Source organism: Kitasatospora sp. NPDC089797, assembly GCF_040684795.1.
Lineage (GTDB): Bacteria > Actinomycetota > Actinomycetes > Streptomycetales > Streptomycetaceae > Kitasatospora.
The window spans coordinates 19,323-33,102 of record NZ_JBFBGS010000044.1 but is presented as its reverse complement, the minus strand read 5'-3'; the positions used below and the strand labels follow the sequence as shown (position 1 = coordinate 33,102).

The following is a 13,780-nucleotide window of genomic DNA, read 5'->3' as shown; positions in this document are numbered from 1 at the left end:
GCACCGCGCGGCGCAGCCGGGGGGCCTCTGCGTGGCGTCGAACGCCCGCCGGGTGACCGGGCCCGGGGCGGGAGCGGTCGGCGGAGCACCTCGACATCCACTGCCCGGTCCATGACAATCACTACGGGCGCCAGTGCGCGATGATGGATTCCGGCCCCGGGCCGCGGGCGCCGAGCGGTGTGACCCGCGACACGAAGGCCATGCGTAACACTTGACGAGTAGCAGCGATGTGTCCTGAGCGGGAGCAGCTCCGGAATACTCCAACATGTCAGAATGCTGTGTTGGTCCGCGGCGCTGCTGCCGTCCTGCAAACCCAGTCCTCAAGCCCGAGTCGGTCGGAATCGACACCGCGCGTCCGACGCGCGATCTCCTTCCCCGCCCGCTCGGGCGGCCGGTACGGGTTCGAGTCCACTCATCGTCCGAGAGGTTGTTCGTGTCGGCCAGCACATCCCGTTCGCTTCCCCCCGAGATCGCCGAGTCCGCGGCTCTGCTGGCGCTCATCGAGCGGGGCAAGGCCCAGGGGCAGATCGCCGGTGACGACGTGCGCCAGGCGTTCGAGGCGGACCAGATCCCGGTCACCAAGTGGAAGAACGTCATGCGCAGCCTCAACCAGGTGCTGATTGAGGAGGGGGTGGACCTCATGGTCAGCGCGGCCGAACCGGCCGGCGCCAAGCGCAAGAGCGTTGCTGCCAAGAGCCCCACCAAGCGCACCGCCACCAAGGCTGTCACCACCCGGACCCCGGCCGCCCCGTCGGCCCCGACCAAGCCGCCCGTGCGGATCGCCCCCGGCGCTCCCGTCGCGGCTCCGGCCGTCGCGGCCGCCGCCGCGGCGCCCGCCCCCACCGTGTCCGCCGACATCACCGTCGAGGCGACCACCGTCGTCACCGAGGTGAAGGCCGTGGCGAAGAAGGCCGCCGCGCCGGCCAAGAAGGCCGCCGCCAAGAAGACGGCCGCGCCCGCCAAGAAGACCGCCGCCAAGAAGACCGCCACCGCCAAGTCCGGCAAGGGCGACGAGGAGCTGCTCGGCGAGGAGGAGCTGCTCGAGGACGTCGCGCTGCCCGGCGACAAGGCCGAGGCCGAGGCGGGCCCGGAGGAGGAGTCGGAGGGCTTCGTCCTCTCCGACGACGACGAGGACGACGCACCGGCCCAGCAGGTCGCCGTCGCCGGCGCCACCGCCGACCCGGTCAAGGACTACCTGAAGCAGATCGGCAAGGTCCCGCTGCTCAACGCCGAGCAGGAGGTCGAGCTCGCCAAGCGCATCGAGGCCGGCCTGTTCGCCGAGGACAAGCTCTCGGCCGCCGACAAGCTCGCCCCCAAGCTCAAGCGCGAGCTGGAGATCATCGCCGAGGACGGCCGCCGGGCCAAGAACCACCTGCTGGAGGCCAACCTCCGCCTGGTGGTCTCGCTGGCCAAGCGCTACACCGGTCGCGGCATGCTGTTCCTGGACCTGATCCAGGAGGGCAACCTCGGTCTGATCCGTGCGGTCGAGAAGTTCGACTACACCAAGGGCTACAAGTTCTCGACCTACGCCACCTGGTGGATCCGCCAGGCGATCACCCGCGCCATGGCCGACCAGGCCCGCACCATCCGCATCCCGGTGCACATGGTCGAGGTCATCAACAAGCTGGCCCGCGTCCAGCGCCAGATGCTCCAGGACCTGGGCCGCGAGCCCACCCCGGAGGAGCTGGCCAAGGAACTCGACATGACCCCCGAGAAGGTCATCGAGGTCCAGAAGTACGGCCGCGAGCCGATCTCGCTGCACACCCCGCTGGGCGAGGACGGCGACAGCGAGTTCGGTGACCTGATCGAGGACTCCGAGGCGGTCGTCCCGGCCGACGCGGTCTCCTTCACCCTGCTCCAGGAGCAGCTGCACTCCGTGCTGGACACCCTGTCCGAGCGCGAGGCGGGCGTGGTCTCGATGCGCTTCGGCCTGACCGACGGTCAGCCGAAGACCCTCGACGAGATCGGCAAGGTGTACGGGGTCACCCGTGAGCGCATCCGCCAGATCGAGTCGAAGACCATGTCGAAGCTGCGCCACCCGTCGCGCTCCCAGGTCCTGCGCGACTACCTGGACTGATCGACCGACCGGTCGGCCCGGCCGACCGGCGACCGCACGCGACGAAGGCCCGGGACCCCACGGTTCCGGGCCTTCGGGCTGTTCGGGGGCGGTATGTCAGCGTCCGGGTGGCGCTTGTCGCTCGTCCGGGTGGCGGGACGCCCGGAAGCGGTCGCACAGCGTAGTTGATCACCTACGCTGTGCCGGTTGCCTGCTGCCGAGCCTTGTGGAGTCACGGTGCTGACCGACCCGGACCGAGCCGATCTGTCGAACCCCGTCCCGTGCCGGGCCGCCCGGGCCGTCGCCCGCCCGGGCCGTCACAGGCGGCGGGGCGCCCTGCTGGCGCTGCTCGCCGCCGTCCCCGTGCCGCTGGTGGCCCTCGGCGTGGCCGCCCCCGCCGAGGCCCAGCGCCGGGTGGTCGGGGGCAGCACGGTGAGCACCTCCGACCACCCGTGGGTCGTGGCGCTGGCCAGCCGCCAGCAGTTCGGCGGCGGGCGCTCCGGCCAGTTCTGCGGCGGCGCGCTGGTCACCCCGACCAAGGTGGTCACGGCGGCGCACTGCTTCTACGACGAGGCCAAGGGGCGGGTGGACCGGCCGGGCCTCAAGGTGATCGTCGGCCGGGACGACATGCGGGGCTCGGCCGGTCGCGAGGTGGCCGTTCAGCGGATCTGGGTCCACCCCGACTACAGCTTCGCCGCGAACATGAACGACGTCGCGGTGCTCACCCTCGCCGAGTCCCAGGGTTCCCGTCCGGTGCTGGAGCTGGTCGGCCAGGGCGAGACCGGGCCGTACGCGGCCGGGTCGGCGGCGCGGGTCTACGGCTGGGGCGACACCAGCGGGCGGGGCGACTACTCGCCGTTGCTGCGCGCGGTGGACGTGTCGATCGTCGCGGACCAGGCCTGTGCGCACGCCTATCCGGGTGGGCAGGACGGCAAGTTCGACGCCCGGGGCATGGTCTGCGCGGGGGAGGAGAAGGGCGGCAAGGACGCCTGCCAGGGGGACAGCGGCGGCCCGCTGGTGGTGGCCGGCCGGCTGGTGGGCCTGGTGTCCTGGGGGACGGGCTGCGCCGAGGCGGCCCACCCGGGGGTCTACACCCGGGTGTCCTCGGTCACGGACGCGGTGCGCTCGGTGCTGTGAGCCCCCGCGAGCGCCTGCACCGGGAGCGTCGCCGTGGGTGAGGGTCCGGTGAGGTTCTGACGATGTGTCGGTTTCCGCCGGCCCAGAGGCCCCGGGAGGGCCCCTGGCCGGGTGGACGCGGGAGAACCGTCGGGGGAACAGCAGAGCCGGGTGGTCGGCCCCTGAAGGGGTCGACCACCCGGCTCCCCGGTCACGCGCGGTGCGCGACCGGACACAGCTCGACGCCGGCTGCTGGTGGTGGCGCCTGTGATCAGCGCTCGTCGTCGGCGGCCGTCGCCGTGGTGCTGGTGCTGAGACGGCCGCTCTCGTCCTGTATCTCCACGGCGATCTTCTTGAGCTCGGGCTCGAACTTCCGGCCGTGGTGGGCGCAGAAGAGCAGCTCTCCGCCGCTGGCGAGTACGACGCGCAGGTAGGCCTGGGCGCCGCAGCGGTCGCAGCGGTCAGCCGCGGTGAGCGGGCTCGCAGGTGTCAGAACAGTAGTCACGTCGCCTCTTCTCTAGCTCGACGAGCTGTCGTACCAGGGTCAACATCCAACCAGGCCGAAAACGTTCCCGCTCGTGGCTTTTCTTCTCTGAGGATTCTGCTGTGTTGATGAGGACGTGCCCCGGGCGCCGGTGGTTCATGCGTGCCCGACGCCGGGATCCGTCCGTGGCTCGAACGTCCGATCGGGGACCGGGTTCGAGGTCCGCGTAGCATAATCCTCTGCCGGGTTGGAGCATAAGCCCCGTCCCGGGCCCCGGTAGCCTGCATAACGGCAGTTCCGGAGCCTGAGCCGGACCCCACGATCCGCCAGGACCGGTGGTACCGGGAGGAGATGGCGCCCACGGGCCCCACACCCGGGTGTGGTCCTTGTTCGCGCAGCGCGTACAAGCTGCGCGGGACCGGCCCGCCGTGCTCTGCACCCGTCGCAGGGGTGCGGGCACACAGAGCGACGACTGTCGGTGCGGCGTGCTGCACTGGCGGTTGGTCCGGATGCGTCCGGATGTGACCGATGAGACAGACTTCACCGAGGAGAGTGCCGCGTGAGTGCCGAAACGACCGTGCCGTCCGCGCTGCTGGCCGGCGACGACGGTTCCAACTACACCGCGCGGCACCTGCTCGTCCTGGAGGGCCTGGAGGCGGTCCGCAAGCGCCCCGGCATGTACATCGGCTCCACCGACAGCCGCGGTCTGATGCACTGCCTCTGGGAGATCATCGACAACTCGGTCGACGAGGCGCTGGGCGGCTACTGCGACCGGATCGAGGTCCTGCTGCACCCGGACTCCTCGGTGGAGGTCCGCGACAACGGCCGCGGCATCCCGGTGGACGTCGAGCCCAAGACCGGGTTGTCCGGCGTCGAGGTCGTGATGACCAAGCTGCACGCGGGCGGCAAGTTCGGCGGCGGTTCGTACGCGGCCTCCGGCGGTCTGCACGGCGTCGGCGCCTCGGTGGTCAACGCGCTCTCCGCCCGCCTCGACGTCGAGGTCGACCGCAGCGGCCACACCCACGCGATCAGCTTCCGCCGCGGCACCCCCGGCATCTTCACCGAGACCAGCCCGGACGCGCCCTTCGAGCCCGCCAACGGCACCACCCGGACCCGCAAGGTGCCCAAGACCCGCACCGGCACCCGGATCCGCTACTGGGCCGACCGGCAGATCTTCCTCAAGGACGCCAAGCTCTCCCTGGAGAACCTGCACAGCCGCGCCCGGCAGACCGCCTTCCTCGTCCCCGGCCTGACCATCGTGGTGCGTGACGAGCGGCTCACCGAGAGCGAGCAGGTGGAGGAGTCGGTCTTCCGCTACGACGGCGGCATCGCCGAGTTCTGCGAGTTCCTGGCCCCCGACAAGCCGGTCAGCGACGTGGTGCGGCTGCAGGGCGAGGGCACCTTCAAGGAGACCGTGCCGGTCCTGGACGACCTCGGCCACATGACCCCCACCGAGGTCACCCGGCACCTCGGGGTGGACATCGCGCTGCGCTGGGGCACCGGTTACGACACCACCCTGCGCTCCTTCGTCAACATCATCGCCACCCCCAAGGGCGGCACCCACGTCACCGGTTTCGAGCGCTCGCTCGCCAAGACCGTCAACGAGGCGCTGCGCGCCGGCAAGCTGCTGCGCGTCGCCGAGGACGACATCACCAAGGACGACGCCACCGAGGGCCTGACCGCCGTCGTCACCGTCCGGCTCGCCGAGCCGCAGTTCGAGGGCCAGACCAAGGAGGTGCTCGGCACCTCGGCGGCCAACCGGATCGTCGCGGCGGTCGTCGCCAAGGAGCTCAAGGCCTTCCTCACCTCGGCCAAGAAGGACCAGAAGCAGCAGGCCCGGGCCGTCCTGGAGAAGGTCGTCGCGGCCGCCCGCACCCGGGTCGCCGCCCGGCAGCACAAGGAGGCCCAGCGCCGCAAGACGGCACTGGAGACCAGCTCGCTGCCTGCCAAGCTGGCCGACTGCCGCAGCGACGACGTCGACCGCAGCGAACTGTTCATCGTCGAGGGGGACTCCGCGCTCGGCACCGCCAAGCTCGCCCGCAACTCCGAGTTCCAGGCGCTGCTGCCGATCCGCGGCAAGATCCTCAACGTCCAGAAGGCCTCGGTGAGCGACATGCTCAAGAACGCCGAGTGCGCCGCGATCATCCAGGTGATAGGGGCCGGCTCGGGCCGTACCTTCGACATCGACCAGGCCCGCTACGGCCGGGTCATCTTCATGGCCGACGCCGACGTCGACGGCTCGCACATCCGCACCCTGCTGCTGACCCTCTTCCACCGCTACATGCGGCCGATGGTCGAGCAGGGCCGGGTCTTCGCCGCCGTCCCGCCGCTGCACCGGATCGAGCTCACCAGCCCCAAGCGCGGCCAGGAGAAGTACCACTACACCTACTCCGACGCCGAGCTGCGGTCCACCCTGCTGGAGTTCCAGCGCAAGGGGCAGCGCTGGAAGGAGCCGGTGCAGCGCTACAAGGGCCTGGGCGAGATGGACGCCGACCAGCTGGCCGAGACCACCATGGACCCGCGCCACCGCACCCTGCGCCGGATCAACCTGGGCGACCTGGAGCAGGCGGAGAAGATCTTCGACCTGCTGATGGGCAACGACGTCGCCCCGCGCAAGGAGTTCATCGTGGACTCGGCGGCCACCCTGGACCGCTCGCGCATCGACGCCTGAGCCCGCCCGGACCGACCGGGGGCCTCCACCCGTGGGTGGAGGCCCCCGGCGCCACCGGTTCCACCCGGGGTCCACCCCGGCTCCGATCAGCGGGGGACGCCGGATCCGTAGCGTCGGAGAGGTCAGCAACAAGCCTCTCCCCGGACGGAGAAATCCGATGGTCTCCCTCGCCAACCTCCTCGTGATCGTCGCGGTGGTGGCCGTGGTGGTCACCCGCCAGATGCGTGTCCAGCGCCTGGACACCGAGCGCCGCTTCTGGCTGCTCCCGCTGATCCTGGGCGCGCTCGCGCTGCGCGACCCGCAGATCGTCGACCACCAGCACACCGCGCTGTCCGTCACCCTGGTCGCCGCCGGGCTGGTCGCCGTGGTCGCGATGGGGTCGGTCTGGGGCTGGACCGTCCGGATCTGGCGGGCGGCCGACGGTGCCGTCATGGTCAAGGGCACCAAGGCCACCCTGGCCGCCTGGGTCGGGATGATCGCCATCCGGATCGGCCTGTACGCGGTCGGCTCGGCCCTGGGCGTGCACCAGGCGGGCAGCTCGCTGATGCTCGGCATGGCGGTCCTGCTGCTGGTCCGCTCGCTCGTGGTCAACTGGAGGGCCCGTTCGCTGGAGCCCGCGCGGGCGACCGCGACCCTGTACTGACCCCGCCCGCCGTGAGCACCGAGGAGGCCCCCTTGTCCGGGTGGTACTGGACCCGCTGGCCGGCCCGGGAGGGGCTGGAGCGGGAGGCCGAGAGCCTGCCGCGGCGGGTCCTCACCGTGCTCGGCCGGATCGTCCTGCTGGCCGTGGTCAGCTGGGGGACCTTCACCGGCCGCCGGTACGACGCCCTGGGGATCGCGGTGGCGGCGGCCGGGCTGGCCGCCGCCGCGGCACTCTGCGGGGGGTACCTGCGGGCCAGCCGGGAGCAGCGCCCGGTGGCCACCTACCTGCTGGCCGCCGCCATCGTCGGCGGCGCCTGGCTGGCCGTCTGGGGGCAGGTCTACACCCTCGCCGACCTGCTCTGGATCGGGCTGGCGGTGTTCTCCGTGGTCCGGCTGCCGCCCGCCCCCGCGCTGCTCACCATGGCGGCCTCGCTGGGCTCGTACGCCGCGGCCAGCACGGCCAGCTGGCTCAGCATCGGGGCCACCGTCGGCGGGGTCACCCTGCTCGGGTTCCTGCTCCGGCTGGACATCGAGGCGCGCGGCGCCTCCCGCCGGCTACTGGTCCAGGAGCGGGCCGCCCGGGCCGCCGAGGCGGAGAGCGCGGCGCTCGCCGAACGGGCCAGGATCGCCCGGGAGATCCACGACGTGCTGGCCCACAGCCTGTCCGCGCAGCTGGTCCACCTGGAGGCGGCCCGGCTGATGCTGGACGCGGGGACGGACCGGGAGCAGATCCGCGAACGGGTCGTCGCCGCCCGGCGGATGGCCCAGGACGGGCTGGTCGAGACCCGGCAGGCGCTGTCCGCGTTGCGCGGGGAGTTCACCCCGGTCGGGGAGTTCCTGGTGGAGCTGACCGAGCGGGAGCGGGCCCCGCTCACCGTCACCGGTACGCCCCGGCCGCTGGCCGCCGAGGCCGGGTTGGCGGTGCGGCGCACCGCGCAGGAGGCGGTCACCAACGTGCGCAAGCACGCGCCGGGCGGCCGCTGTTCGGTCGAACTGCGCTACCTGGACGACGCGGTGGAGCTGGAGGTGCGCAACACCCGGGCGCCGCGCGGGCCGTCGGCGGGTGAGCCGTCCGCCGCTGAACTGGCCGCCAGCGGCAGCGGGTACGGTCTGCTGGGGATGCGCGAACGCGCGGAACTGCTCGGCGGCACCCTGCTGGCGGGCCCGGAGGACGGAGGGTGGCGGGTGTTGCTGCGGGTGCCGGCATGAGGGAGCGGGGCGAACTCATCATCGAGGGAAGCGGGTTGCGCACAGCGGCCGCCGAGCGCAGTGGGGTGGGCGGATGAGCGCGGCGGTCACCAGGGTGCTGGTCGCGGACGACCAGACGGTGGTGCGCGAGGGCATCGTGATGCTGCTGGGGCTGCTGCCCGGCATCGAGGTGGTCGGTGCGGCCGCGGACGGGGAGGAGGCGGTCACCCTGGTGGAGCGCCATCACCCGGACGTGGTGCTGATGGATCTGCGGATGCCGCGGGTGGACGGCGTCGAGGCGACCCGGCGGATCCGGGCCGCGCACCCGGAGACCGAGGTCGTGGTGCTCACCACCTACGCCGACGACGAGTCGCTGTTCCCGGCGCTGCAGGCCGGGGCGCGCGGCTACCTCACCAAGGACGCCGGCGGCGAGGAGATCGCCAAGGCCATCGCGGACGTCCGCGCCGGAGCGGCGGGGCTCTCGCCACAGGTCCAACTCCGTTTGCTGAAAAGGCTTTCGGAGGCGCCGGGAAAGGCCGCCCCGACGGGTGCGGCGGGCCCGGAGCGGCCCGCCGCACCGCGCGGGGAGCTGCCGGACGGGTTGACGGTGCGGGAGGCCGAGGTGCTCGCGCTGATCGCCGAGGGGCTCTCCAACGCGGAGATCGCCCAGCGGCTGTTCGTCAGCCAGGCCACCGTGAAGACGCACATCAACAACCTGTTCGCCAAGACCGCGGTGCGGGACCGCGCGCAGGCCGTCGCGTACGCCTTTCGACACGGAATCACCAGTACGCAGCAGTAGTCGGATGAGCGTCCGTCAGATGATCGATCACCTCATTGAGTGAACGTATCTGCGATGGTCAGGGACGGTGTCCGGGGGCCTCCATGATGGTTCGGGTCAGAACGCCCGGCCCGGCCCAGGAGCAGCAGTGCCACAGCAGCAGACCAGCAGTCCCGGCCAGGGACAGCGATTCGACTGGTGGGCCGCTCCGGCCACCGCCACCGCGTCCGAGCCGGCCGCCGCGCCCCGCCGAACGGCCGTACCGGCCCAGCCGGCACCCACCCGTCCGGCCGCCCCCCGGACGGCCGCCGGTCCCGAGCCGGTGCCCGCGCCCGCCGCCCCGCCGGCCCCGCCGCGTGCTGTGCCCCCGCCCGCCCCGGCCGTCGCACCGCAGCCGGTGCCGCAGTTCGCGCCGCAGGCCGTGGCAGCGGCTCCGGCGCCGGTGCCGCCGGTGAGCGACACCGACAGCACCGAGGTCTACCGCAGCGTCCAGGCCAGCGCGGCCTTCCAGTCCATCCGCCGCAGCTACCGGGCGTTCGTCTTCCCGGTCAGCGGCGCCTTCCTCGGCTGGTTCCTGCTGTACGTCGCCGCCCAGGCCGCCGCGCCCGACGTGATGCGCAGCGCGGTGGTCGGCCCGCTCAACGTGGCCTGGCTACTCGGCCTGCTGCAGTTCGCCTCCACCTTTCTGCTCACCTGGCTCTACGCCCGCAACGCCCGGACCAAGCGCGACCGCGCCGCCCTGGGCCTGCGCTGGGACACCCAGGACCAGCTGCGATGACGGCCACCACCGGCGTGCTGACCACCGCCACCCCGCCGCCCGTCGCCCCCACCGGCCAGCACCACGGCCTGGCGATCGTGCTGTTCGCCGTCATCGTCCTGGTCACCCTGGGCATCACCCTCTGGGTCGGCCGCCAGGGCAGCGCCGAGGACTTCTACACCGGCGGGCGCGACTTCACCCCGCTGCAGAACGGCTTCGCGCTCTCCGGCGACTACCTCTCCGCCGCCTCCTTCCTCGGCGTCGCCGGACTGATCGCGCTGTACGGCTACGACGGGGTGCTCTACAGCATCGGCTTCCTGGTCGCCTGGCTGGTCGTGCTGATGCTGGTCGCCGAACTCGTCCGCAACGCGGGCCGGTACACCCTCGCCGACGTGCTCGAACTGCGGCTGCGCCGCCGCAAGGTGCGGGCGGCGGCCGGCGGCGCCAGCGTCGTGGTCACCCTGCTCTACCTGGTCGCCCAGATGGTCGGCGCCGGCTCGCTGGTCGCCCTGCTGCTCGGCACCAACAGCGCCCAGGCCCGGACCTGGACGATCATCGCGGTCGGCGCCCTGATGATCGTCTACGTCACCATCGGCGGGATGCGGGCCACCACCTGGATCCAGATCGTCAAGGCCTTCCTGCTGATCGCGGGTTCGGTGCTGCTCACCGTGCTGCTGGTGATGCGCTTCCACGGCGACCTCTTCGACCTGATGCGCCAGGCCGCCCGGCACAGCGGCGCCGGGCAGCGCTACCTCGAACCCGGGCTCAAGTACGGCGCCACCTTCACCAGTCGGCTGGACTTCTTCAGCCTCGGCCTGGCCCTGGTGCTCGGCACCGCGGGCCTGCCGCACATCCTGTCCCGCTTCTACACCGTGCCCACCGCCCGGGCCGCCCGGCGCTCCACGATGTGGGCGATCGGACTGGTCGGCGCCTTCTACCTGATGGCCATCGCACTCGGCCTGGGGGCCACCGCGCTGGTCGGCTCCGCCGAGGTGCGGCACGCCAACTCGGCCGGGAACACCGCCGTTCCGCTGCTCGCCCTGGTGCTCGGCGGCGGCAACGGCAGCACCGGCGGGGTGGTGCTGTTCGCCCTGATCTCGGCGATCGCCTTCGCCACCATCCTCGCCGTGGTCGCCGGGCTGACCCTGGCCTCCTCCGCCGCCTTCGCCCACGACATCTGGGCCGGTGCCTGGCGCGCCCGCCCGCGTCGCGGCGGGGAGGCCGACGGGAAGCCGACCGAGCAGCAGGAGGTGGTGGTCGCCCGGTTCGCGGCCGGCGGGATCGGCGCGGCGGCGATCGTGATCAGCCTGTACGCCCAGCAGATGAACGTCGCCTTCCTGGTCGGCCTGGCCTTCGCGGTGGCCGCCTCCTCGAACCTGCCGGTGCTGCTGTACAGCCTGTTCTGGTCGCGGTTCACCGCCCGGGGCGCGGTCTGGTCGGTGTACGGCGGGCTGGTCCCGGCGATCGTGCTGGTGTTCTTCTCGTCGGTGGTCTCCGGCTCCAAGACGGCGCTGTTCCCCGGCGTCGACTTCCACTGGTTCCCGCTGGAGAACCCCGGGATCGTCTCCATCCCGCTGGGCTTCCTGGCCGGCTGGATCGGGACGCTCACCTCGCCCGAGCCCGCCGACGCGGACCGCTTCGCCGAGCTGGAGGTGCGCGCCCTGACCGGGGCGGGCGCGGCCTGAGGCCCGTCGTCGGACCCCGGCCGTTGCGTTCCGGAACCCCGGTGGGCCCGAGCCCGCCGGGGTTCCGTCGTCCCCAGGGGGCCGGACCCGCGTCAGGCCCTGGCCGCCAGCCCGTAGCGGTGCTCGGGGCGGCCGGTGTCGCCGTAGCGCAGGGTCAACCGCAGCCGGCTGTCCCGTTCCAGCTGCTTGAGGTAGCGCTGGGCGGTCGAGCGGCTCAGCCCGGTGGCGTCGGCGACCTCCTGGGCGGACAGCGGGCGGCCGGCCCGGCGCAGCACGCCCAGCACCAGGTCGGTGGTGGGCGCCGAGTGGCCCTTCGGCAGCGTCCCGGCGGGCGCGGCGGCGCTGCGCAGGGTCGCGAACAGCCGGTCCACCTCGTCCTGGCCGGCCTCCCGGGCCGGCGCGGCCAGGGCGTGCCGCAGCTGCGCGTACGAGACCAGCTTCTCCCGCAGCCCGGCGAAGGTGAACGGCTTGACCAGGTACTGCAGCGCGCCGTGCTGCATCGCGGCGTGCACCGTGGAGACGTCCCGGGCGGCGGTCACCATCATCACGTCGCAGGCCACCTGGCGGTCCCGCAGCCGGCGGACCAGGGCCAGGCCGGTCTCGTCCGGCAGGTGGTGGTCGAGCAGCAGCAGGTCCACCGGGCGGCGTTCGAGCGCCGCCAGCGCCTCGCCGGCCGAGTGCGCGGTGCCGGTGACCCGGAAGCCCGGCACCTTGGCCACGTACGCGGCGTGCACGTCCGCGACCCGGAAGTCGTCGTCCACCACGAGTACGTCGATCATCACGCCTCCACGAGCTGAGCGGTGAGCAGGGCCTCGGGCAGCTCGACGGTGAACCGGGCGCCGCCGAGCGGGCCGGTGTCGAGCACGATCCGGCCGCCGGTCCGCTCGACCAGCCGCCGCACCATCGCCAGGCCCAGCCCGCGCGGACGGTGCGCGGGCGCGTCCTTGCTGGTCCACCCCTCCTCGAAGACCTGCTCGCGCAGCTCCTCCGGGACGCCCGGGCCGCTGTCCGCGACCTGGAGCAGCAGGGTCGAGCCGGCCGCCGCCAGGGTCACCTCCAGCCGGCCGCCCCCGGCCAGGGCGTCCATCGCGTTGTCGATCAGGTTGCCGAGCACGGTGACCAGCGCCCGGGCGTCCACCACCGCGTCCGGCAGGTGCGCCGCCGGGGCCAGCGCCAGCCGCACCCCGCGCTCTCCCGCCACCGCGGTCTTGGCCGCCAGCAGCGCCGCCGTGTGCGGGTCCTGCACCTGTTCGGCGATCCGGGCGGCGACCACCGCGTGCGAGCCGGACTGCTCCGAGATGAAGGCCGCCGCCTGGTCGTGGCGGCCCAGTTCGAGCAGGCCGAGCAGGGTGTGCATCCGGTTGGCGTGCTCGTGGTCCTGGGCGCGCAGCGCCTCGGTCAGGCTGCGGGTGGTGTCCAGTTCGCGGACCAGCGACTCCAGTTCGGTGCGGTCGCGCAGCGTCACCACCGCGCCCTCGGCAGTGGCCGTCCGGTTGACCACCAGCACCCGGTCGTCCCGGACGGCCGGCAGGTCGGTGCCGGTGATCCGCCCGGTCAGCACGTCGGCCAGCCGGCCCGGTGGCAGCACCGCGGCGATCGGGCGGCCGGTGCAGTCCCCGGGCAGGTCGAGCAGCCGCAGGGCCTCGTCGTTGGCCAGCCGGATCCTGCCCCGCTCGTCCAGCGCCACCAGGCCCTCGCGGATGCCGTGCAGCATCGCCTCGCGCTCGACCAGCAGCGCCGAGATGTCGGCCAGCGCGATGTTGTGGGTGCGGCGCTTCAGCCGACGGGCCAGCGCCAGGGTGGCGATCGTGCCGGCGGCCAGGCCGGCGGCGGCGCACAGCAGGATGCCGGTGAGCATCTTCAGCAGCCTGCGGCGGATCGAGTCGTCGCTGATGCCGACCGACACCTCGCCGACGATCCGGCCGTCCGTGGTCCGCAGCGGCACCTTGCCCCGGGCGGTGCGTCCCAGGGTGCCCTGCTGGATCGCGGTGACGCTGCGGCCGCTGAGCGCGGGCTCGGGGTCGGTGCTGACCCGCTGGCCGATCCGGCCCGGGTCGGTGTGCGAGAGGCGGATCCCGTCCAGGTCGGTGACCACGACGAAGCTGGCGCCGGTGGCCAGCCGGATCTGCTCGGCGTTGCGCTGCGCGGTGACCACGTCCCGGGCGTCGGCGGCCCGGGCGAGGGTCTCGTCGGAGGCGGTCGCCTGGGCGATGGACAGCGCCCGCTGCATCGCGTCGTGGTCCAGTTCGCTGCTGACCGGGGCCAGGAACAGCCCGGCGGTCACGGCGGTGACGCCGACGGTGACGACGGTCTGGCTCAGCAGGAGCTGGGCGAAGACCCGGCGGGGCCAGTGCGGGAGCTTCATCCGGGCCTCCTCTCGGCGGCGGTGGTGCGACGGGGGCG

Annotated in this window: 11 protein-coding genes; 8 read left to right on the top strand and 3 right to left on the bottom strand. The window is 72.9% G+C overall.

Features of this window, described 5'->3' with window-relative positions:
- Nucleotides 1-433 precede the first annotated feature (433 nt).
- On the top strand, nucleotides 434-2,077 hold the full coding sequence (locus AB0O91_RS29940; RefSeq protein WP_363439509.1) for an RNA polymerase sigma factor: 1,644 nt from the start codon (nucleotides 434-436) through the stop codon (nucleotides 2,075-2,077).
- 216 nt (nucleotides 2,078-2,293) lie between these two features.
- Nucleotides 2,294-3,193, top strand: coding sequence for a serine protease (locus tag AB0O91_RS29935; protein ID WP_363439506.1), 900 nt, complete (start codon nucleotides 2,294-2,296; stop codon nucleotides 3,191-3,193).
- Nucleotides 3,194-3,443: 250 nt separating this feature from the next.
- Here AB0O91_RS29935 and AB0O91_RS29930 read toward each other — a convergent pair whose 3' ends face one another.
- A complete protein-coding gene (locus AB0O91_RS29930) occupies nucleotides 3,444-3,677 on the bottom strand; it encodes a hypothetical protein (protein ID WP_363439503.1) in 234 nt (77 codons plus the stop codon).
- Nucleotides 3,678-4,215: 538 nt separating this feature from the next.
- On the opposite strand from AB0O91_RS29930, the gene AB0O91_RS29925 reads away from it, so the two are divergent.
- From AB0O91_RS29925 to AB0O91_RS29900, 6 genes are all read left to right on the top strand, one after another.
- Nucleotides 4,216-6,327: a DNA topoisomerase IV subunit B gene (locus AB0O91_RS29925; protein ID WP_363439501.1), complete on the top strand. Its 2,112-nt coding sequence runs from the start codon at nucleotides 4,216-4,218 to the stop codon at nucleotides 6,325-6,327.
- A 157-nt stretch (nucleotides 6,328-6,484) separates the two neighbouring features.
- Nucleotides 6,485-6,970 (top strand): DUF1453 domain-containing protein, encoded by a 486-nt coding sequence (locus AB0O91_RS29920; protein WP_363439498.1) that lies wholly within the window; start codon nucleotides 6,485-6,487, stop codon nucleotides 6,968-6,970.
- Between the two features lie 32 nt (nucleotides 6,971-7,002).
- Entirely contained in the window at nucleotides 7,003-8,178 is a 1,176-nt protein-coding gene (locus AB0O91_RS29915) for a histidine kinase (protein ID WP_363439495.1), read from the top strand.
- A 73-nt stretch (nucleotides 8,179-8,251) separates the two neighbouring features.
- Nucleotides 8,252-8,956, top strand: coding sequence for a response regulator transcription factor (locus AB0O91_RS29910; RefSeq protein WP_363439492.1), 705 nt, complete (start codon nucleotides 8,252-8,254; stop codon nucleotides 8,954-8,956).
- Between the two features lie 127 nt (nucleotides 8,957-9,083).
- Complete coding sequence (locus tag AB0O91_RS29905; protein ID WP_363439489.1) at nucleotides 9,084-9,713, top strand: DUF485 domain-containing protein; 630 nt, start codon at nucleotides 9,084-9,086, stop codon at nucleotides 9,711-9,713.
- The gene (locus AB0O91_RS29900; RefSeq protein WP_363439486.1) at nucleotides 9,710-11,377 is read left to right on the top strand and encodes a cation acetate symporter; all 1,668 of its coding nucleotides are present in this window, start codon (nucleotides 9,710-9,712) and stop codon (nucleotides 11,375-11,377) included. Before AB0O91_RS29905 ends, AB0O91_RS29900 begins: the two co-directional genes overlap by 4 nt.
- A 92-nt stretch (nucleotides 11,378-11,469) precedes the next feature.
- Here AB0O91_RS29900 and AB0O91_RS29895 read toward each other — a convergent pair whose 3' ends face one another.
- A complete protein-coding gene (locus AB0O91_RS29895; protein WP_363439484.1) occupies nucleotides 11,470-12,156 on the bottom strand; it encodes a response regulator in 687 nt (228 codons plus the stop codon).
- Nucleotides 12,156-13,742, bottom strand: a complete 1,587-nt coding sequence (locus tag AB0O91_RS29890; protein WP_363439482.1) for a sensor histidine kinase — start codon at nucleotides 13,740-13,742, stop codon at nucleotides 12,156-12,158. The genes AB0O91_RS29895 and AB0O91_RS29890 overlap by 1 nt, the downstream gene beginning before the upstream one ends.
- Between the last annotated feature and the right edge of the window lie 38 nt (nucleotides 13,743-13,780).